Origin of the sequence: Lysinibacillus xylanilyticus, from assembly GCF_001708185.1 — a bacterium.
Classification (GTDB): Bacteria; Bacillota; Bacilli; order Bacillales_A; family Planococcaceae; genus Lysinibacillus; species Lysinibacillus xylanilyticus_A.
In genome coordinates, this window is sequence record NZ_MDDN01000010.1 from 89,934 (window position 1) to 110,375 (window position 20,442).

Sequence of the window (20,442 nt, forward strand, 5' to 3'; positions counted from 1 at the left end):
TTACTCCTGTTCAGGATTTCGTAAATAATATCCTACACCACGGCGTGTTACAATCCAAGCTGGGTGACTTGGATTATCCTCTATTTTTTCACGTAAACGACGAATTGTTACATCAACTGTTCGTACATCACCAAAATAGTCATAGCCCCACACAGTTTGTAGTAAATGCTCACGCGTCATTACTTGTCCAATATGCTTACCTAAGTAATGTAATAACTCAAACTCCCTATGGGTTAATTCAATTGACTCTTCACGTTTCAATACTAAGTAGGCATCAGGCTGAATAACAAGCGACCCTACCACAATTTCATTGGACGCTTCTTCAACCTCTTCGGCAGCAGGAGCTACCACTTGTAAGCGACGCATATTTGCCTTTACACGTGCAATAAGCTCACGTGTACTAAATGGCTTTGTCACATAATCGTCTGCGCCCATTTCTAATCCTAATACTTTATCAATCTCAGAGCCTTTTGCTGTTAGCATAATGATAGGAAAATCATATTTTTTACGTATTTCTCTACAAACTTCCATCCCATCACGCTTTGGTAACATTATATCTAAAAGCATTAAATCTGGTTGTTCTTCTTCAACCTTCTCTAGTGCTTCATCTCCATCATAAGCACAAATAACTTTGTAGCCTTCTTTAATTAAATTAAACTGTAAAATATCTGCGATTGGTTTTTCATCGTCAACAACTAAAATTGTTTTGTCCATCTTTTTTCTCCCTTTCGCTATTTATCTATTCTTAAACGAAGTGTAATGATCTATTCTTAAACAAAATGTATTGTTCCGCTGGATGCTTTAGTCCAACAGATTGGTCACTCAAGTGTTTCCACAGGCTGTGAAGTTCTTAGCCTAAGTTCCTCTATTTCAACGGATGCTAGGACACCCGCTAAAATTAACTTTAACCAACATTCATCTCACTACCTATAGAGATGGGAGACTTCTGTACCTGACGCTATGCTTTCGGTACAAAAATTACCTACTGAAAGAAGTTAAAGTCACTACTCTTAACTCTACCATGCTTTTAACTTCTATGCATTATTCTAAATCTAAAGACATTAGACGATATTGTATTGAACTACATTTCGACAAATATTTCTCGGGAAATAACTTGGAATTATAAAAGAACTATACAAAAAGACAGCCCCTTTTTGGCTGCCTTCTATCCGAATGGATTAACGACCTACATATGATAATGGATTTACTAACGAACCATTCTTTTCAACTTCAAAGTGTAGATGTGTACCTGTTGAATTTCCAGTAGAACCCATAACACCTATAACAGAACCTTTTTCTACTATCTGCCCGACTTTAACATTAATTGAAGATAAGTGTCCGTAAAGTGTCGTATAACCATTATTATGATTAATCACGATACGATTACCATAGGTACCTGATTCGCCAGCTGCGGCAACAACGCCATTATCAGAAGCTAAAATATTGTAGTTACTTGGACGGGCAATATCAATACCACGATGGAAATCTCCCCAACGTTCACCCATCTGACTTGAAATATAGCCACCTACAGCAGGCCAAGAAAATTCACCCGTGCCACGAGATGAAATTACTTTCGTACCAACAACTTCAATTTGATCAACAGGTTGCTGTACGATTTTTTCTTCTGACGCAACTTTGGATGTACGATTCCCATTTTCAGACGTTAACAAATAAGTGGTTTCTTTCTTTCCATTAACACCTTGTTGTTTAATTACTTTCTCACCTTTATACATCATCGGATCTTCTTCGATTATTTTCTTAAACGGAATTTGATCAGTAACTTTCTTTTCCTGTTTTACTTCAAGTGTTACAAATGGTTTAGCAACTGTTACATTTAATGCTTGTCCAATTTGTAAAACTGTATCAACCGTGATACCAGGATTTAACGCTAATAGCTCAGCTGTTGTTAAATCATGTTTTTTAGCAACCGAACCTAGAACATCACCTGATTGAATTATATATATTTCTTGCTCAAGAGCACCTGTCATTAAATATTTCACAGCTTCCTCAGGCGTTACAATAGCATTCGGGGCTACTTTTTGTGCTCCACCTGAAATTCCCTGTTTAAAAGAAATATCTAAAAGTCGTGTTTCACCAGTTTGTAACGGTGGTATATTCGTAGATTGCTGGTTAGTATCTAAACTATTTAACTCTTGCTGTGAAACATATTGTAGCTTTAGCATACGAATAGTATCTTCATAGGCTTTTGCATCTTTTAAGTAAACAACAGGCTTATTATCTACAAATAATGTAAAAGCTGGAGACTGAGCTACTAAAGATTGCTCAATCTTAGCCAAAGTTTCCGCATCTTTTGTTTCATCACTAAACACTTGCTCTGGGATTATTTTAACAGATGAGTTAGCATCGATCGTTAACTCTTTGTATTGTTGTTTTGCCTCTTTTTCCTTGGATGCAATGATTTCTTGGACCGCTTTCTCATTAGAGACCGCACCAATATATTTATTTCCCACGTAAACGTGATAAATTTTATGTAAATCTTCTTGATGATTTTCTTTTGCATAACCTACATTAAACGTTAAACTTGTCATTAAAACTGTAATAATGGATACCTTTTTAATTGAAGAAAAATTGTAAGTGAATCTATCGTTTTTTTCTTTTCTAAACCAAGATGAACTCATCAATAAAGCTCCTTCCAACTTTAACCTATTATAGGATGAATTACCCATAAGGCTTTTTTGCACCACTATACTGTATCATAAAGAAAATACGGTTTGAATGTTTTCATCTTTTTGTAATGTAAATGTATTATTTATCTACTAATTGTTACATAATCCCTATTTTCCGTAGTTTTTTTAATAATAATATTTTCATATAATTAGTCAGGGTAAAATGTAGGCGTTATCACAGAATATGATTTCTTTCACAAACATAAAAGGGTGTACCGCATATGGCACACCCTTTTGTGTTTTTCATTTATTATGCTTCCCAAACGTCTACTAAAACGTTCGTTTGTTCACGTGCAGGACCAACAGAGAAAGTAGCAATTTGAATACCTGTTAATTCACTAACACGTTCTACATAGCGTCGTGCATTCTCAGGTAGCTCTTCTAATGTTTTGCAACCTGTAACATCTTCTGACCAGCCTGGTAGCTCTTCATAAATCGGCTCACATTGTTCAATAATATGAAGATTTGCAGGATACTCCGTAATTGTTTCATCTTTATATTTATACGCTGTACAGATTTTCACTGTCTCTAAACCAGATAAAACGTCAATAGAATTAAGTGCAAGATGTGTAATACCACTTACGCGACGTGAATGACGGACTACTACTGTATCGAACCAACCTACGCGACGTGGGCGACCTGTTGTCGTACCATATTCACGACCTACTTCACGAATTTGTTGACCCACTTCATCAAATAATTCAGTTGGGAACGGACCATCACCAACACGAGATGTATAGGCTTTAGATACACCAATAACACTTGTAACGCGTGATGGACCAACGCCAGCACCGATCGCTACACCTCCGGCAACAGGATTCGAAGATGTTACAAATGGATACGTACCTTGATCGACATCAAGTAAAATACCTTGTGCACCTTCAAATAACACTTTGCCGCCCTCATCAAGTACATCATTTAAGATTTTAGATGTGTCTGTTACATATTTTGCGATTTCTTGCCCATAGCCGTAATATTCTTCGAAAATTTCTTCGAATGTTACACCTTCAACTTCATAGAATTTCTCGAATAATTTATTTTTAATTGCCAAATTATGACGTAGTTTTTCTTCAAATACTTCTTTGTCTAATAAATCAGCCATACGGATACCGATACGTGCTACTTTATCCTGATAGCAAGGCCCAATCCCTTTACAAGTCGTACCAATTTTTTTATCGCCACGGCTTTCTTCATCAGCGATATCTTGTTTGATATGATAAGGTAAAATAACATGTGCACGGTTAGAAATACGTAGATTATCCGTATCAATACCACGCTCTTGTAAACCTCTAAGCTCAGTTACTAATGACTTCGGATTAACAACTAATCCATTTCCGATTACTGAAGTTTTTTCTTTATAAAAAATACCTGATGGAATTAAATGTAGCTTATAAGTCTCCCCATCAAATTTAATTGTATGTCCAGCATTATCGCCACCTGCAAAACGAGCGATTGCTTCGGCTTTTTGTGAAAGGAAATCTGTAATTTTACCTTTCCCTTCGTCTCCCCACTGTGTTCCTACAACTACAACTGATGTCATAATCAGCACCTCCGTTAGATACGTTTGTATCACAATTTTCAAGCCGTTAATTATTGTAACAATGATAGAAACGCCTAGTCAACAAAAAAATAGTTAAAACACGAACGTAAAATCAAATAATTTGATTCAACGTTCGTGTTTAATGACAGAATGGTATGAATATTATCTAACATTCAGATTAATTCCACCTTGGCGTAATTGCTGACGTTAAGTTCCTCTTTAGAGGTAGCGGGCTTCTACTGAATGAAGATAAATAGCATACGTTTTAACAAATGTCATCTCCAACTATTGGTGATGAACCAAATAAATATTTAATCACGTGGAGGTGGTGGCGGCATTTGCGACCAATCCACATTAATGAATTTATTGAATTCTTTTTTAAACGCAAGTGTAACCGTACCTGTTGGACCGTTACGTTGTTTAGCAATAATAATTTCAATCATATTTTTACTCTCGGACTCTTTATCGTAATAATCATCACGATATAAGAAGGCAACAATATCAGCATCTTGCTCAATACTTCCCGATTCACGTAAGTCACTCATCATTGGTCGCTTATCTTGACGTTGCTCAACGCCACGTGATAACTGTGATAATGCGATAACTGGAACCTTTAATTCACGTGCTAATCCTTTTAATGAACGTGAAATTTCAGATACCTCTTGCTGACGGTTTTCACCTGGTTTACCACTACCTTGAATAAGCTGTAAATAATCGATTAAAATCATACCAAGACCATGCTCTTGTGCTAAACGTCGACATTTTGCTCTAATTTCATTGATACGTACACCTGGTGTATCATCAATAAAAATACCGGAATTCGATAAACTCCCCATTGCCATAGTTAGTTTACCCCAATCTTCCGTTGTTAAAGCACCTGTACGTAAAACTTGTGCATCTATATTTCCTTCTGCACAAAGCATACGCATAACTAGCTGCTCAGCACCCATCTCTAAGGAGAAAATCGCAACATTTTCACGTGCTTGAACGGCAACACTTTGTGCGACATTCAATGCAAAGGCCGTTTTCCCTACAGAGGGACGTGCTGCTACAATAATTAGATCGTTGCGCTGGAAGCCAGCTGTGATATTGTCTAAATCACGGAAGCCTGTCGGAATACCTGTAACGTCTCCCTTTTGTGATTGAAGCTTCTCGATGTTATCGAAGGTTTCTACCAATACGTCTTTAACATGCTTAAAGTCACCCGCATTTTTACGATTGGCTACCTCCATCATTTTCTTCTCTGCTTCACCTAGTAATGCCTCTACTTCATCCTCACGTGTATAGCCATCTTCTACTATTTTAGTAGCTACACGAATTAAGCGACGTAATAGGGCCTTTTCTTCGACAATTTTCGCATAGTGAGCGACGTTAGCGGCCGTAGGGACAGCATTGGCGAGCTCTAGTAAATACGATAGCCCGCCAACGTCCTCAATTTCTTTTTTAGCTGATAATTCTTCAGTAACTGTTACAACATCTATCGCTTTTCCTTGATCACTTAAACGTAGCATCGTTTCAAAAATTTTCTTATGTGCATTCTGATAAAAATCATCTGCTAGTAAAATTTCAGATGCAGTGATTAACGCTTGAGGATCAAGAAAAATTGCACCGATAACCGATTGCTCCGCTTCCCGGTTATGCGGTGGGACGCGGTCCATCATCGGTTCATTCATGGATTGTCGCCCCTTATTCTTCCGTTACATGAACTTTTAATGTTGCAGATACTTCATGATGTAGTTTTACAGGTACATTTGTAAAACCTAGCGCACGAATTCCATCAATTAAAGTCATTTTACGTTTATCAATTTTAATGCCATGCGTTTTTTGAAGCGCTTCTGCAATTTGCTTTGTAGATACAGAACCAAATAGGCGACCACCTTCACCTGATTTTGCTTTTAATTCTACTGTTAACGCTTCTAATTTTTCTTTTAATGCTTTTGCTTCAGCTAATTCTGCAGCAGCGTTTTTAGCCTCTAATTTCTTTTGACCGTCTAATTGACTTAATGCTTGAGCATTTGCTTCTGCAGCATAGCCATTTTTAATTAAGAAGTTTTGTGCATAGCCATCTGCTACATTTTTAACTTCTCCTTTTTTTCCTTTTCCTTTAACATCTTTCAAAAATACTACTTTCATGATTCAGAACTCCCTTCGAGTACCTCATTTATGGCCTCTTCTAAATATTTTTTTACTCCAGCAATGGAATTTGCTTCGATTTGGCAAGCTGCATTCGTTAAATGCCCACCGCCACCAAGTTTTTCCATAATAAGCTGTACGTTTACCTCGCCAAGTGATCTTGCACTTATACCGATTTTGCCATCTAAACGATGCGCTATGACAAAGGAAGCACCAACATCCTTCATGGTTAGTAAAATGTCTGCTGTTTGCGCAATTAGTACAGAATCATATATTTTTGCTTCCTCACCTACAGCAATAGCAATACCTGGCTTCACGAAATTAACAGTCTGCACTATTTTAGAACGCTCAATATACGTATCGACATCTTCTTTTAATAATCGCTGTACTAACACTGTATCTGCACCATTTGTCCGTAAATAAGATGCTGCTTCGAAAGTACGGGCTCCTGTACGCAGTGTAAAACTCTTCGTATCTACAATAATTCCCGCCAGTAATGCAGTAGCCTCTAGCATATTAATCTTTGCACGTTTTGGTTGATACTCGAGTAACTCTGTCACAAGTTCAGCCGTGGACGACGCGTATGGTTCCATATAAACAAGCATTGGATTTTCTATAAAATCCTCACTTCTACGATGGTGATCAATCACTACAACTTTTTCAGCTAGCTTCAATAGGTGTGAATCAATGACTAAATTCGGTTTATGTGTATCGACAATAACGAGCAATGACTTTTCTGTCATTTTTGTCGCAGCTTCCTCTGGTGTTAGGAAATTTTCATAAAAATCCGATTTATTCTCAATTTCATTCATTAAACGCGTTACACTACCATTTAATTCGTCAAAATTTATGATGACATAGCCCTTTACATCATTCATTTGTGCCATTTTACGTACACCAACAGAGGCACCAATAGAATCCATATCAGGGTTTTTATGTCCCATGATAAACACTTGGTCACTATCTTGAATTAAATCACGTAGTGCATGAGAAATAACACGTGCTCTAACGCGCGTACGTTTCTCAACCGGATTCGTTTTCCCACCATAGAATTTTAACTTTCCAGTAGGTTGCTTAATGGCAACTTGATCACCACCACGGCCTAAAACTAGATCTAGACTTGACTGTGCTAATTCACCAAGTTCTACTAATGAAGATGATCCTGCGCCAACACCAATACTTAATGTTAATGACGTATTTTTTTGTGCTGTTTTTTCTCGAATGGTATCTAAAATAGCAAATTTTTTCTTTTCAAGCTCCATTAAAATGGATTCGTTTAATACCGCTAAAAAACGATCAGATGATATTCGTTTCACAAATATCCCTTGCTCAGCCGCCCAATCATTAACAATTGATGTCACCATCGTATTCGTTAAACTACGCGGCTGATCATCCATCGCTTGTGTAATTTCGTCATAGTTATCAACAAATAAAATCGCAATAACTGTACGATCTGCATAATATTGTTTTTCAATGGCTATTTGCTCAGTAATATCAAAGAAATATAGCAAATTCTCTTCTTTTTTATAATACACTCGATATTTACGATCACGAAGCGTAATCGTATCTTCGTTGGTCTCCTCGGTCTTCATTAGCACGTAGATGTCATCAGATATATTTACGATTCCCTCACCTACTAAATTTTCCATATTTAAAACACTCTGCATATATGGATTCGACCATTCTATTTCATACTGCTCATTAACAAGTAAAATCCCAATTGGCATTTCCAGCAATGCCTCTTCCCCAACTTTTTTCATGCGGAAGGAGATGGATTCAATATGCTTTTCCGTTTCTTCAAAGGTAATTTGTTCTACCTTCCACGTATAGGCCATTATTAGAACAAACCCTACTCCATAACCGATACCTACTCCGATATTCCAAATACATAGAAGCACGAACGTCACAATGCCAAAAATGGAAAGAACAAAAAGCGGATAGCGGATTGGTCGTTTTCTAAAAGTCCCCATTACATCAGCCCCTTATTCTTTAGTTTTCCCCTTCACAAGTGAACGTAAATCGAAACCTAAATCTACAATACCTAGCAATATCATAAAGGATGATAATGGTAAGGCTAACAAAGTAGCTATCCATTTAACACCATTCGGCATTTCCTTTTTAGAAATGAAATAATGTAAAAAGGAAATCCCCTGCAGGATTAATAACATCCATAAAACATAAGAAACATTTAAAACAATAACATCTAATGTAGACCCAAATTCTGGACGCATAAATAAATTAATGCACAACACAATCATGTAATACCAAAGAATAGATCGTGGTAGACGCATATTTTGGAACGATGCAAATTTCGGTACGTCTAAACCAAGACGTTTTAATACAGGTAAATTTAACGTTATGATAATAAATGCTGCGAAAAATGCAGAGATTGTTATTGTTGCAGGCATTGTCAGCTCCATAGTTTTTAACATTGCCTCAATTATCTCTGGCTGAAATACTACTTGACCTGTCACATTTTTTGCAAGTTCATTTGATTGCTCATAATTTTCGCGTAAAATCTCTAAACTCATGTCAATTATGTTGATGCCAGCAAATTGTACATAAGCTACATAGACTATTGTCATTGATAGAAGAAAAGCAATCCCAGATGACATGAATAGGTAAAGTTTGCTCTTCTTTAGATAAATTGCATTTCCTATTACGACACCAATTAACGCCAAAATAAAGGCAAATGGTAACATAGTTATACCACTCGTTAAAGTGGTTAAGGTACAGCCTACTACTGCTACGAGTATTGATGAGGAACGCTTGTAATTTGCGCTATACCAAGCAATCGGTAGTGGGGCAAATATTAGACCTACTATAAAAATGATTGGTACGTATGCAGAAATAAGCATTAGAATCGTAAAGATTGCGACCATCATTGAGCCTTGTACAAGCGCCTTTGTTTGATTATTCGGCATTGAAAACCTTCCTTTTTTCAGTCAAACTTACTGACCTTTATTGTACCATTTTTTCACGTTATTGAACAAAAAACGCTAAGAACAACTGTATGCTTTGTCATTAATTTTGTAAAACCATTGGCTAAAGTGTTAAAAACATAGCTATATAGAAGATTTTTTATCGTAAGAACACTTAATATTACTATTTATCACATAAAAAAAGGCTTTTAACCAAAATGATTATAAGCCGTTTTGTTTATAAATTAAATCTACTTTCACTTAGTCGATTGTTTATTTCATCCGCACATTTCTGTAATAGGATGGCATTTTGTTTTTCAATTACATATTTCATTTTCCGTTTTTCATGCCTTTAAAAGTGTAATCAATTCTTATGATAATGGCAAATGGTAATATATAGAGTCAGGTGTATTGATTTTTATCCACTCCGATTAATTAACAGAATCTGATTTTCACTACGGGCTACAATCCGTTAAAAATGGAAATGTACTAGCGAAATAGCATCAAAACGATCCTTTTATCGCTCAATAATAAACCTATTTTTCCCCAATCAATACACCCGATATAGATTGAGATTAAGTTATTCCAAATTCTCCGACCAAACGGTTAACATATCGCTTTCCCTCAGATAAAAGTTATTATTGTATCAAATCTAACTAGACGACCTTTACTATAAAAAAAAGCACAACAAGATTTTATCAACCTTTGTTGTGCTTTATATCTATCTTATTTATCTTCTGCAACGAATGGAAGTAATCCCATGATACATTCTCTTCATTTTTACAAATTCACTCCAACCAATCTCTTTGCATTTATTGTAGAGGAAAAAGATAGTAAGTTCTCTTTTAGAAAAAGCCGTAACTAAAGTTGTGTTAAATCCAGGAATATTTAGAAACTTAGGTTCAAGGTCAAAATTAATTCGATAGAGAGCACTATTTTCAGTAACAATAATATCAGAAACATATCTTCTCTGAATTGTTCAATATTTTTTTCTGGTTCATTACCCTACATCATTGAGCTGGCTTTCAATATTGCTGAAATGCTTGATTGAATTTCTTCTTTAACTTCTTCAATTCCATATTTTATATCAATAAAATAGCCTTCCTCATTAAAAAGTTGCGCACCAATCGTATTTATTTTTGGTAAATTATAATAAGCAGTTGAATCAGTAATTGCAATATTAAGGGTTACCTTATCGAAAAAAGAAATTATTAATGAAGGAACAGAGGAGACGGAATGTATGAAAACAAGAATTGCAATTATAGAAGATGAAGATAATATACGAGAGATATGTAAACGGTACTTAGAAAGAGAAGGGTATGAAGTATACACTGCTGTGAACGGAACAGAAGGATGGAATGTATTTCAACAATACCAACCAGATCTAATTATTTTAGATTTAATGATGCCGGAAAAAGATGGATGGGAACTATGTGAGGAAATTCGCCAACATTCTAATGTACCTATTATTATGTTAACCGCGAGAGGAGAAGAAAGAGAGCGGATTTTAGGATTAACAATGGGAGCGGATGATTATGTAACAAAACCCTTTTCACCTCGTGAATTAGTATTGAGGGTACAAATTATATTAAGAAGAGGAAGTCAAGTAACAATTCAAGGAATAGAGCCTGCATCAGGATTGATAGAGTTTCTAGATTTGAAAATTGATCCAAAGAAAAGACGGGTATTTGTTTGTCAATATGAAATAGAGCTAACAGTGAAAGAGTTTGATGTGCTTTATCTCATGGCAAAACATCCTAAACAGGTGTTTTCACGGTCTCAACTTCTTGAACAAATTTGGGGATTTGAGTATGAAGGATGTACAAATACAGTAACTGTATTAATGAGTCGTTTACGTGAAAAGTTGGAGAAGCATGCAACAAAGAACCGTTGGATTCACACAGTTTGGGGCATCGGTTATTGCTTTGAATCAGATGGAGGAAATGATAAGTGAAGTTACGAAATCAACTTTTATTGATGAATCTATTAAGCACGGGTATTATGGTAATTTCTATATGGTATAGTGAAAGGCAAATGTTACTTAGACCAGAACAAACACGGTTATTAATAGTAATTATAATTGTAGCAATGATTATTTCTACGATGATTTTTTGGTTAATGACACGCCCTATCATGAGGTCTATTCAAAATTTAATTGCCTTGACCAAACAATTTAGTGATAGACAATTTGGAACGATGTACATAATAGGGAGAGAACCAGAAGAGTTTAAAGAATTAGCGGAAGCTTTTCGAGAAATGGCCAAAAAACTAGACGAAAGCTTTGCTAAGTTAGAAAAAGGAGAAAAAGCACGTACAGAGCTGATTGCGAATATTTCCCATGACCTACGAACTCCTATGGCTAGCATACAATTGATGGTAGAGGCATTACAAGACGGTTTAATTGAAGACCCTGATATGAAACAACAATATTTAACGACAATCCTAAATGATATACAACGATTAAGCGGATTAATTAATAATTTGTTTGACCTTTCTAAGTTAGAACTTGGACAAGAAGTTTTTAATCCTAGTTTAATACATGTAGATAGTATTCTATTAAAAGTAATAGATTCACATGCCATCTTATTGCAAGATAAAGAGATTGATTTACAATTGTACGTTTCTGAGACATTACCACGACTTTGGATTATGCCATGTAAAATAGCACGAGTTATCAATAATTTGTTGCATAACGCGATTCGGCATTCTCCTACATGTGGAGCTATCGAATTAATTGTTGAGGAAAATAAACAGAAGCAGCAAGTTCAATTCACCTTGCGTGATGAAGGAGAAGGTATTTCCTCCGATGATCAATTACGTATATTTGAACGCTTTTTCAGAACAGACCCATCAAGAAGCTCACAATCTGGAGGTTCTGGACTTGGTTTAGCCATTGCAAAATCGCTAGTTGAAATGCATAAAGGACAAATTGGTGTTCAGGATCGTCAAGATGGGAAACAGGGATGTGAATTTTGGTTTACTATTCCCGTTACATCAGAAAAGAAATAAGATTATGAAAGACTTTTGTAACATTTACGAAAGGGAATTGTTATACTTTGATATTAATATATAAATATGACATTTTAGTCCGTATGAAAAAAGTATAAGCAATGTACGGTACTTAAAAGCAAGGAAGGAAAGAAAGGAAGAAATTATATGATTAATAAGAAAAAAGTGATTCCCACAGCACTAGCATTTGCTGTTTTAGCAAGTCCTGTTTTTTCTTTAAAGGCCGAAGCAAGCACATTACCTTCAGATTCTAGTGCAATTACTTCTGTTGAAAAAGAAAATCAGTCTTTAAATCTTAAAGAGGGACAGGTATCAGAAGAGAATTCCAATGTAAACCAAGAGTTTGATCCAAATTATATCAACAATCATATTATTAAAGCGAATTTTCCATCTGTGACACCACCTCATATTAAGGAAGCAAAACCACTTGAATATCTATATTTAGATTATTCTTATGTAAATGGCAATAAAATTATTGAGGATTGGAGAAATAAAGAGCTAAAACATATGGATCCACCACCTAGATTTTATTACGATTTACAATTCATGGGATATAGCCCGTCTCAAATTGAAGAATACTTTGGAAGTACTTATGGAGAATCTTTTGTAAAAGGCCTTGTTCTGGAAACATTAGAAAACTTTTTCCAAACTCGATATGCACAAGATCCAAATGATCCTGATGTGCAAAAAATATTACAATCTAAATACTACGAAAAAAGTGAAGCTGAAGATTCATTTTGGTTACCAGAATTTTTCCAAGGTGAAGGTGGATTAAAAAGAGCCATTCTAGAGGAATTCGGAAAGAAAAGTTTAGATGAGCTTGGAATCCAAGTTATTTGGGGTGACAATAATTGGGGCGCTGAAAAGGCTGTAACAATTGGTTATTCAGCGAAAACACCATTTAATCCACTAAAAGATGCTGTATTAACGGAAAAGAAATACCTGAAGAAAGTTCCTGGTGGATCAGCATCTATTCCAGCTAAAAATACAGGATATGAAGTAACATTTGACATCAAAACAGGCATGACAAATGAACAATCACAATCATTTGCTCACACAGTAGGTGTAAATGCAGGTGTGGGTATTGAAGATGTTTTCGAAATTGGAGCAAGTTATGAGTTCCAAAGTACATTTGGTACAAGTATCTCATTAAGTGAAGAACAAACAGTTTCCCGTAAGTTTAGTCTTACTAACGAATCAGATCGTTCCATTACAGCTGCATTATATCAAGTTACTGCTGAATATACATTAAAACCAGGTTCAGTAGCTACTGGAATTGTAAACAAAACAGTAAAATCACCTTTCGCGCAGTTCTGGCAAGGTGGCCATTATTGGGATACATCTACAAAAGTAAAAGTATCATCTACTTCAACAGGTGCAATTAAAACGGATGATTTAAAATTAATTCGCTCAGATGTATTAGAATGATAAAATCGATCAAACCGAGCTCCTTTGGACTAAACAAAACCCACAGAAAACATTCTTGTTCTCTGTGGGTTTTGTTTAAATTTTCATTAGGATAGTAACCTTTTATCTTTACAAGTGGTGATTACTCAACAAATCACCAATAACTTCAATATGCCTATAAAATGAACTAACTGTTGCTAAGTAACGATTTAGTGTTGCAGTAGAAACTTTGCCAATAGCTTTCCGATTATCAATAAACTCAATAAAGTTTGGTGTGTCTGATGGATTTACTTCATAAAACTTTAATTTTTCCTGTTCAAGCCATAAATAAAAAATTTTTAAATCTTCTAAGTAGCTTTCCACAGTATTTGGTGACAGTCCTTTTTGCTCTAAAGTATTCGTAAGATCCAAGACCTCTGAAATAATCTTCATATTTTAATTACCCCTTAAAATAAGAACGTATATTCCTAAATATTAAATTATAATATTTTATAAAATTATCCAATTCTTAGGTTCATCACCAAAACGTGTGGTTGATTTCCGTTCCGACTGGGCGCTTTGCCGCTGACGCTTCGCTTTCGCGCAGAGCAGAGCTTCCTGGGGGCGTCCGATGAGCCGCTTCACTCGCGTTGCTCGCTCCAGGGTCTCATCTGTGACGCTGATCCCCAAGGAGTCACCCAGCCTCCACTCCAATCAACTTATTTATATAGTATATGTTTTAACAAATGTCATCCACAACTTTTGGTGATGAGCCAATTCTTAGCACTTAAACCCTCAAATAAAAACAAAAAAAATACAACAAGGACTAATTAAGCCTTGTTGTATTTTTGTTATTTTTATTTATCTTCTGCAACGAATGGAAGTAATCCCATGATACGAGATACTTTGATAGCTGAAGTTAATTTACGTTGGTACTTAGCGCTAGTGCCAGTTACGCGACGTGGTAAGATTTTACCGCGCTCAGAGATGAATTTTTTTAATAAATCCACATCTTTATAGTCGATATGCGTAATGTTATTAGCAGTGAAGTAGCAAACTTTACGGCGTTTGCGGCCTCCGCGACGTGGTGCCATAGTGTGTCTCCTCCTTATCATTTTTTATTTTAGAAGTATTAGAACGGTAAATCATCCTCGGATACTTCTATCGGTCCTTTGCTATTAGCAAATGGATCCTCATCTACACGTGTATAATTCGGCTGATTCATAGGTGGTTGATTTTGCTGATAAGCATCGCCGCCAAATGAACCCTGCCCTGGCATAGCACCACCAAATTGTTGTTGTGGTTGACCACCGCCATATGACGGTTGGTTATTACCGTAAGTCTGTCCACCGTATTGAGGTGATGCAGGAGCACCGCCACCATTACGAGGTTCTAAAAACTGTACGCTATCTGCCACTACATCTGTTGTGTATACTCGCTTACCATCTTGTCCTTCATAACTGCCTGTTTGAATGCGGCCTTCCACTCCAATTAAACTTCCTTTTCGCATGAAGTTCGCAAGGTTTTCAGCCTGTTTGCGCCAAGCAACACAGCTAATGAAATCAGCTTCGCGATCGCCTTGTTGGTTTGAGAATGTTCGATTCACAGCAACTGTAAATCTTGTAGACGCAACACCATTCGGCGTATAGCGCAGCTCAGGATCTTTTGTTAGTCTTCCAACTAATACAACACGGTTTATCATCAGAAATGCAACCTCCTTTTCAGCATTTTGTTAAAAATAAATGATTACGCTTCTTGGCGAACCGCAATGTGACGAATGATATCTTCGCTGATGTTAGCAAGACGTGTGTATTCGTTAATTGCATCTGAAGTAGCGTTTACTTTCACGATTTGGTAGAAACCTTCGCGGAAGTCTTGAATTTCATAAGCTAAGCGGCGTTTGCCCCACTCTTTTGATTCGATGACTTCTGCACCGTTAGAAGTTAAGATTTCGTTGAAACGTTCAACTAAAGCTTTCTTCGCTTCGTCTTCAATGTTCGGACGTACGATGTACATTAATTCGTATTTTCTCATCTGTTTACACCTCCTTATGGACTTAGGCTCTCCTGTATACAGGGAGCAAGGAGCAAGTAATAATTATTACTCACATCAATGAATTGTAACATATAGGTACTTTTCTTTCAAGTCGCAAACAAAGAATTCATTCTATATAATAAAAATAATAGATTTATGAAAGGAGAATCTTCATGTCACTAGATACAGAACCAATCGTAATAGAGTTAGATATAAAAAAACTAATGATGGACAATATTGTTATCACAAGTGGACTTGTCATATTATTTGTAGCGATCCAATATATTTGCTTTAAAGATTTTGATTTTTCATTTTGGAGTATGATTAGTGGGGTCATACTCTTTGCCATCCTGTATATTGTTCTCATTATATTGCATGAAGCCTTTCATTTAATTGGCTTTATGGTCTTTGGAGGCGTGCCCTTTAAATCATTAAAATATGGTCTTAATTTAGAGCTTGGCGTAGCGTACGCAACAACTGAACAACCATTACCAAACCATACAATGAAAAAAGCTTTATTACTTCCATTCTGGACGACTGGCGTCCTTCCGACAATTGCTGGTTTCTACTTTAACAGTACTGTTTTAGTAGTAGTGGGTGCTTTTTTAATAGCTGGAGCAGTCGGTGATTTTGCCATGTATAAAGAATTACGCAAATATCCAAAAAACGCGTTAATACAGGATGACCCTCAATTTCCTAAGCTTTATGTATATATGCCTGAGAAAAAAATAACTTAGATTAGAAAACACTTTGATACGTTCCAAATAGAATCTGCTTGGCTCCAAGCAGATTCTATTTTTTTACATACATTTATGGGGTTAAAAAACCATGCTGTGCAGCTGTATATAAATTTCTCCAAATACGATTGATCGAAGAGGTTTCCGTAATTGCATCCATACCAAGTCTGCGTATTAAGTTATTAGCAATATCTACACATGCTGCAGCGATATCTTTACTCAGTCGTGAAAACTGTTGTAGTTCTTCCTCAGCTAGCTTATGACCTTCTTGATGTTTTTTCCAGTACTCACTCAATATTGAATAAAATTGCTCTTCAAGCTGTCTAAAGTGCTTCTGTTGCTGCATCAATAAAAATTGTAATGCCCCCATACGTTCAGTACGGTTTGGATCATGATTTCTTTGCTTCACTAATATAGACGTCTCTTCTAAGAAATTTTCTGTTATCCCAAGACAAACGCTTAAAAAAGAAGCTTCCGCAAATGCGCCAAATGGAAAACTATGTACTGCACTTTCATACTTGTTTTTAATTATGCCTAATTGAAATGTTGCCTCTTGTGGTACCCAAGTACTTTGCACACGAATTGTATGACTAGCTGTTGCTTTTAAGCCCATTGCCCGCCAATCGTTAAGAACCTCTACCTGGTCACGCTCCACTGAGCAACTAATTATTTCATCTGTCCTAACACCGTCATGTTCGACAAAGCAATTCATTGTAAAAGTTGTAGCATAATCTGCGCCACTACAATACTTCCACTGCCCTGTAACACTATAGCCTCCATCCATTTTTTTTGCTGTTCCTGTAGGATAACCACTGCCTGCTATTACTGCATTTCTTGGTGAATAGATTTTTTCACAAGCAGCTTGGTTTAATGTTGGAATAAATGCATTACCACCTGTACCGATTGTGACAAGCCATCCAAAATTCCCATCGAGTGCTGACATTTGTTGAAATACTTTCATACCCTCTAGTAAATCTAAATCCTTACCTCCTAATTCCTTTGCTGTGAATAACTTAAACAATCGGTGCTCATAAATGACCTCTAACACATCTTCTGGCAATCTACCTAGCTCTTCAATTTCTAAACCACGTTCTTTTATTTGTACTATTTTCATACTATAACTCCCCCCCCTTAAGGATTGAAAATTCAGATAACTATATAGACAAAAAAAGGGCAATCTTCCTATGATTGCCCTGCACATTTTTTATACATTGAAACGGAATAACATAATATCGCCGTCTTGCACTACATATTCTTTACCTTCAAGACGTACTTTACCAGCTTCTTTAGCAGCAGGTTGAGATCCAGCTTCAACTAAATCATCGAAAGCAACTGTTTCCGCACGGATAAATCCACGTTCAAAGTCTGTATGAATGACTCCAGCACATTGTGGTGCCTTCATGCCTTTACGGAATGTCCATGCACGTACTTCTTGTACCCCAGCAGTGAAATATGTTGCTAGTCCTAGTAAATCATATGAAGTACGGATTAATTGATCTAAACCAGATTCTTTAATGCCTAGTTCTTCTAAGAACATTGCTTTTTCTTCATCATCCAGCTCAGAAATTTCTTCTTCGATTTTTGCACAAATTGTGATAACTTGAGCCCCTTCAGCAGCTGCATACTCACGTACCTTTTGTACATACTCATTATTATCTGCGTCAGCTACTTCATCTTCTGAAACGTTCGCCACATAAAGCATAGGTTTAATTGTTAAAAGATGAAGTCCTTTAATAACCTTTAGCTCGTCTTCTGAAAGCTCTGCAGCACGTGCTGGTCGACCGTTTTCCAATTGTTCTTTAACTTTTACAAGAATTGGTTCTTCAATCATTGCTTCTTTGTCTTTTTGCTTTGCCATTTTGCCAACACGTTGTAATCGCTTATCAACCGATTCTAAATCAGCAAGTGCAAGCTCTAAATTAATGACTTCAATATCGTCAATTGGATCTACTCCACCTGATACGTGCGTAATATTTTCATCAACAAAACAACGTACAACTTGGCAAATTGCATCAACTTCACGAATGTGAGCAAGGAATTTGTTCCCTAACCCTTCACCCTTTGAAGCGCCTTTTACGATCCCAGCAATATCTGTGAACTCAAATGCTGTTGGTACTGTTTTTTTAGGTGTTACTAATTCTGTTAATTTATCTAAACGTGCATCTGGTACTTCAACAATACCGACGTTCGGATCGATTGTTGCGAATGGATAGTTTGCAGCCAATGCGCCCGCTTTTGTAATTGCGTTAAATAATGTTGATTTTCCAACGTTAGGTAAACCAACGATTCCAGCTGTTAATGCCATAAATGGACACAACCTTTCTATATCTGTTCAAATTTGCTCTTATCTCCCGTACTAAAAAACGGATACTACGAGGGTGCAGAAATTCCCCACTGATTAATCACTATATAACCCTATCTATTATATTGATTCACTCATAAAAAGTCTAATACACATCTATTTCGCCTTGGTGTAATTGCGTCCGGATTTTGAATTGACCGCACAATTCATTCCTTTCATAATCCGTGACATCCGCCGGAGGCTTTGGGCCAACGTGATGTTGGTCACTTAGTCGTGTGTTGTTGCTGTCGCTTCGCTTTCGCACAGATAAAACCGTGTTGCTGTCGCTCATGGCGTTCTTAGACTGAGTTCCCCTATTTCAGCAAGTGTCTTTTGTCCAAAAGCGTAGCGACAGGTACAGGTGTTTGAACACCCACTGAAAAGGAACCACATGCGCATTCATCTCACCACCTTCTGAGATGGGAATCTTCTGTAACTGATGTTTCACTTTCGCTACAAAACATTTGCTGAATGAAGATAAAAGTTAGTCTTCACTAGAGGAATCTAATATCTTTTTCATTTTTTTCTCAAATTCACGGCGTGGAATCATCACACTATGCTGACAGCCTTCACATTTAATACGTACATCTGCACCCATACGAATAATTTTCCACTTATTTGTGCCACATGGATGTTGCTTTTTCATTTCGACAATATCATTGAGACTGAACTTTTTAGCTTCCATCTTATTCACTTCTCCCCTCTTCTTTCCCATTAACACCATACAACATCATTTTCGGATGAGCCATTGGAATATTATGTTCTTCAAAGAGTCTAGTAACATCACGACGAATTGCACGCGCCACACCGTATTGTTGCTGTGCCAATGTTTCTGCGACTATACGAATAGTTACCTCTGTACCCTTAACACTTTGTACACCTAAAAAGACTGGTACTGATACAAGCTCTTTATGAATATCTGGTAGAGTTGCTAAATACTTTTTAACAATAGCTTCTGCCTTTTCAAAGTCTGCATCCGTCATCATTTGTAAATCTATAAAGATTTTAGAATTATTTATAGAATAATTGACAACCTCACCAATCGAACCATTTGGAATAATAAACTGCTCACCAGTAGCACCATTAATCTTTGTTGTTCGTAAACCGATTTCTACAACAGTTCCTTCTGCTGCATTTATTTTTATATAATCACCTACACCAAACTGATCTTCAAAAATAATAAAGAATCCCGTAATGACATCCTTAACTAAACTCTGTGCACCAAAACCGACTGCTAAACCGACAATCCCTGCTCCAGCTAATAATCCCGCTACCTTAATATGTAAGATAGAAAGAATAGCAATGATTGCTGAAAAATAAACGACATAGGAGATGACACTTTGTAATAATCTGGCAATTGTCTTTTGTCGACGTTCTGAGTGGTTTAACGGTGAACTCATTCGTATTAAAAACACTTTTTTAATAAATTTTTTACCTAATCGTACGGCTAGCCACGATGCTATCAAAATAAGCGTAATTTTAATTGAAGCATTTATTATATTTTCCCAAAACTCCTCTGACATCACCGTATCCCAAAATTTCTTCAATACCTTTTCGTTAAAGTAATCCATTAATACCACCTCTTGAATAACTTGCTAAAAATTTGCGTATACTGCATAAAAATCGAGCGCTTCTTACAAATAAAAAGGAAAGT

The 20,442-nt window shown here is 36.4% G+C and carries 20 protein-coding genes; 4 read left to right on the forward strand and 16 right to left on the reverse strand.

The genetic code is table 11. From position 1 onward, the window contains the following. From yycF to BFJ97_RS16735, 7 genes are all read right to left on the reverse strand, one after another. The gene (yycF, locus tag BFJ97_RS16705; RefSeq protein ID WP_068985794.1) at positions 1-714 is read right to left on the reverse strand and encodes a response regulator YycF; all 714 of its coding nucleotides are present in this window, start codon (positions 712-714) and stop codon (positions 1-3) included. 464 nt (positions 715-1,178) lie between these two features. Continuing rightward, complete coding sequence (locus BFJ97_RS16710; protein WP_068985795.1) at positions 1,179-2,639, reverse strand: M23 family metallopeptidase; 1,461 nt, start codon at positions 2,637-2,639, stop codon at positions 1,179-1,181. A gap of 298 nt (positions 2,640-2,937) precedes the next feature. Continuing rightward, positions 2,938-4,227 (reverse strand): adenylosuccinate synthase, encoded by a 1,290-nt coding sequence (locus tag BFJ97_RS16715; protein WP_068985796.1) that lies wholly within the window; start codon positions 4,225-4,227, stop codon positions 2,938-2,940. Positions 4,228-4,538: 311 nt separating this feature from the next. Further along, a complete protein-coding gene (dnaB, locus tag BFJ97_RS16720; RefSeq protein WP_068985797.1) occupies positions 4,539-5,900 on the reverse strand; it encodes a replicative DNA helicase in 1,362 nt (453 codons plus the stop codon). 13 nt (positions 5,901-5,913) lie between these two features. Beyond that, on the reverse strand, positions 5,914-6,360 hold the full coding sequence (gene rplI / locus BFJ97_RS16725; protein ID WP_068985798.1) for a 50S ribosomal protein L9: 447 nt from the start codon (positions 6,358-6,360) through the stop codon (positions 5,914-5,916). Next, positions 6,357-8,330 (reverse strand): DHH family phosphoesterase, encoded by a 1,974-nt coding sequence (locus BFJ97_RS16730; RefSeq protein WP_068985799.1) that lies wholly within the window; start codon positions 8,328-8,330, stop codon positions 6,357-6,359. The genes rplI and BFJ97_RS16730 overlap by 4 nt, the downstream gene beginning before the upstream one ends. 12 nt (positions 8,331-8,342) lie before the next feature. Continuing rightward, on the reverse strand, positions 8,343-9,284 hold the full coding sequence (locus tag BFJ97_RS16735) for a YybS family protein (RefSeq protein WP_068985800.1): 942 nt from the start codon (positions 9,282-9,284) through the stop codon (positions 8,343-8,345). 1,237 nt (positions 9,285-10,521) lie between these two features. On the opposite strand from BFJ97_RS16735, the gene BFJ97_RS16740 reads away from it, so the two are divergent. The 3 genes from BFJ97_RS16740 to BFJ97_RS24820 all read left to right on the forward strand — a co-directional run bounded on the left by BFJ97_RS16740 (position 10,522) and on the right by BFJ97_RS24820 (position 13,718). Then, positions 10,522-11,235: a response regulator transcription factor gene (locus tag BFJ97_RS16740; protein WP_068985801.1), complete on the forward strand. Its 714-nt coding sequence runs from the start codon at positions 10,522-10,524 to the stop codon at positions 11,233-11,235. Next, positions 11,232-12,290: a sensor histidine kinase gene (locus BFJ97_RS16745; RefSeq protein WP_068985802.1), complete on the forward strand. Its 1,059-nt coding sequence runs from the start codon at positions 11,232-11,234 to the stop codon at positions 12,288-12,290. The genes BFJ97_RS16740 and BFJ97_RS16745 overlap by 4 nt, the downstream gene beginning before the upstream one ends. Before the next feature lie 147 nt (positions 12,291-12,437). Then, the gene (locus BFJ97_RS24820; protein WP_175401788.1) at positions 12,438-13,718 is read left to right on the forward strand and encodes a hypothetical protein; all 1,281 of its coding nucleotides are present in this window, start codon (positions 12,438-12,440) and stop codon (positions 13,716-13,718) included. Between the two features lie 108 nt (positions 13,719-13,826). Here BFJ97_RS24820 and BFJ97_RS16755 read toward each other — a convergent pair whose 3' ends face one another. The 5 genes from BFJ97_RS16755 to rpsF all read right to left on the reverse strand — a co-directional run bounded on the left by BFJ97_RS16755 (position 13,827) and on the right by rpsF (position 15,710). Next, positions 13,827-14,129 carry a site-specific integrase gene (locus tag BFJ97_RS16755; protein WP_068985803.1) on the reverse strand — a complete coding sequence of 101 codons (303 nt, stop codon included), beginning with the start codon at positions 14,127-14,129 and terminating at the stop codon, positions 13,827-13,829. 57 nt (positions 14,130-14,186) lie between these two features. Continuing rightward, the gene (locus BFJ97_RS25515; RefSeq protein ID WP_302621808.1) at positions 14,187-14,321 is read right to left on the reverse strand and encodes a hypothetical protein; all 135 of its coding nucleotides are present in this window, start codon (positions 14,319-14,321) and stop codon (positions 14,187-14,189) included. A 212-nt stretch (positions 14,322-14,533) separates the two neighbouring features. Further along, positions 14,534-14,770 (reverse strand): 30S ribosomal protein S18, encoded by a 237-nt coding sequence (rpsR, locus tag BFJ97_RS16765; protein WP_012296211.1) that lies wholly within the window; start codon positions 14,768-14,770, stop codon positions 14,534-14,536. 38 nt (positions 14,771-14,808) lie between these two features. Next, a complete protein-coding gene (gene ssb / locus BFJ97_RS16770) occupies positions 14,809-15,378 on the reverse strand; it encodes a single-stranded DNA-binding protein (RefSeq protein ID WP_068985805.1) in 570 nt (189 codons plus the stop codon). 44 nt (positions 15,379-15,422) lie between these two features. Then, the gene (gene rpsF, locus BFJ97_RS16775; RefSeq protein WP_068985806.1) at positions 15,423-15,710 is read right to left on the reverse strand and encodes a 30S ribosomal protein S6; all 288 of its coding nucleotides are present in this window, start codon (positions 15,708-15,710) and stop codon (positions 15,423-15,425) included. Positions 15,711-15,883: 173 nt separating this feature from the next. Between rpsF and BFJ97_RS16780 the strand changes: the two genes are divergently transcribed. Next, positions 15,884-16,447 (forward strand): DUF3267 domain-containing protein, encoded by a 564-nt coding sequence (locus BFJ97_RS16780; RefSeq protein WP_068985807.1) that lies wholly within the window; start codon positions 15,884-15,886, stop codon positions 16,445-16,447. Between the two features lie 73 nt (positions 16,448-16,520). On the opposite strand, the gene BFJ97_RS16785 is transcribed toward BFJ97_RS16780, so the two are convergent. The 4 genes from BFJ97_RS16785 to BFJ97_RS16800 form a co-directional block, all read right to left on the reverse strand. Beyond that, positions 16,521-17,561 (reverse strand): acyl-CoA dehydrogenase, encoded by a 1,041-nt coding sequence (locus BFJ97_RS16785; RefSeq protein WP_068985808.1) that lies wholly within the window; start codon positions 17,559-17,561, stop codon positions 16,521-16,523. A 90-nt stretch (positions 17,562-17,651) separates the two neighbouring features. Continuing rightward, positions 17,652-18,752, reverse strand: coding sequence for a redox-regulated ATPase YchF (gene ychF, locus BFJ97_RS16790; protein WP_068985809.1), 1,101 nt, complete (start codon positions 18,750-18,752; stop codon positions 17,652-17,654). A gap of 520 nt (positions 18,753-19,272) precedes the next feature. Beyond that, a complete protein-coding gene (locus BFJ97_RS16795; RefSeq protein ID WP_068985810.1) occupies positions 19,273-19,473 on the reverse strand; it encodes a DUF951 domain-containing protein in 201 nt (66 codons plus the stop codon). A gap of 1 nt (position 19,474) precedes the next feature. Next, positions 19,475-20,359, reverse strand: coding sequence for a mechanosensitive ion channel family protein (locus tag BFJ97_RS16800; RefSeq protein WP_068985811.1), 885 nt, complete (start codon positions 20,357-20,359; stop codon positions 19,475-19,477). Positions 20,360-20,442: the final 83 nt, after the last annotated feature.

Bases quoted from the DNA above. Each gene is read 5' to 3' on its own strand.
- BFJ97_RS16785 (WP_068985808.1), bottom strand. From the start codon at position 17,561: ATGAAAATAGTACAAATAAAAGAACGTGGTTTAGAAATTGAAGAGCTA.
- BFJ97_RS24820 (WP_175401788.1), top strand. From the start codon at position 12,438: ATGATTAATAAGAAAAAAGTGATTCCCACAGCACTAGCATTTGCTGTT.
- rpsF (WP_068985806.1), bottom strand. From the start codon at position 15,710: ATGAGAAAATACGAATTAATGTACATCGTACGTCCGAACATTGAAGAC.
- BFJ97_RS16735 (WP_068985800.1), bottom strand. From the start codon at position 9,284: ATGCCGAATAATCAAACAAAGGCGCTTGTACAAGGCTCAATGATGGTC.
- BFJ97_RS16710 (WP_068985795.1), bottom strand. From the start codon at position 2,639: ATGAGTTCATCTTGGTTTAGAAAAGAAAAAAACGATAGATTCACTTAC.
- BFJ97_RS16715 (WP_068985796.1), bottom strand. From the start codon at position 4,227: ATGACATCAGTTGTAGTTGTAGGAACACAGTGGGGAGACGAAGGGAAA.
- BFJ97_RS16780 (WP_068985807.1), top strand. From the start codon at position 15,884: ATGTCACTAGATACAGAACCAATCGTAATAGAGTTAGATATAAAAAAA.
- rplI (WP_068985798.1), bottom strand. From the start codon at position 6,360: ATGAAAGTAGTATTTTTGAAAGATGTTAAAGGAAAAGGAAAAAAAGGA.
- BFJ97_RS16800 (WP_068985811.1), bottom strand. From the start codon at position 20,359: ATGGATTACTTTAACGAAAAGGTATTGAAGAAATTTTGGGATACGGTG.
- dnaB (WP_068985797.1), bottom strand. From the start codon at position 5,900: ATGAATGAACCGATGATGGACCGCGTCCCACCGCATAACCGGGAAGCG.
- rpsR (WP_012296211.1), bottom strand. From the start codon at position 14,770: ATGGCACCACGTCGCGGAGGCCGCAAACGCCGTAAAGTTTGCTACTTC.
- ychF (WP_068985809.1), bottom strand. From the start codon at position 18,752: ATGGCATTAACAGCTGGAATCGTTGGTTTACCTAACGTTGGAAAATCA.
- BFJ97_RS16795 (WP_068985810.1), bottom strand. From the start codon at position 19,473: ATGGAAGCTAAAAAGTTCAGTCTCAATGATATTGTCGAAATGAAAAAG.
- yycF (WP_068985794.1), bottom strand. From the start codon at position 714: ATGGACAAAACAATTTTAGTTGTTGACGATGAAAAACCAATCGCAGAT.
- BFJ97_RS16740 (WP_068985801.1), top strand. From the start codon at position 10,522: ATGAAAACAAGAATTGCAATTATAGAAGATGAAGATAATATACGAGAG.
- BFJ97_RS16730 (WP_068985799.1), bottom strand. From the start codon at position 8,330: ATGGGGACTTTTAGAAAACGACCAATCCGCTATCCGCTTTTTGTTCTT.
- ssb (WP_068985805.1), bottom strand. From the start codon at position 15,378: ATGATAAACCGTGTTGTATTAGTTGGAAGACTAACAAAAGATCCTGAG.
- BFJ97_RS16755 (WP_068985803.1), bottom strand. From the start codon at position 14,129: ATGAAGATTATTTCAGAGGTCTTGGATCTTACGAATACTTTAGAGCAA.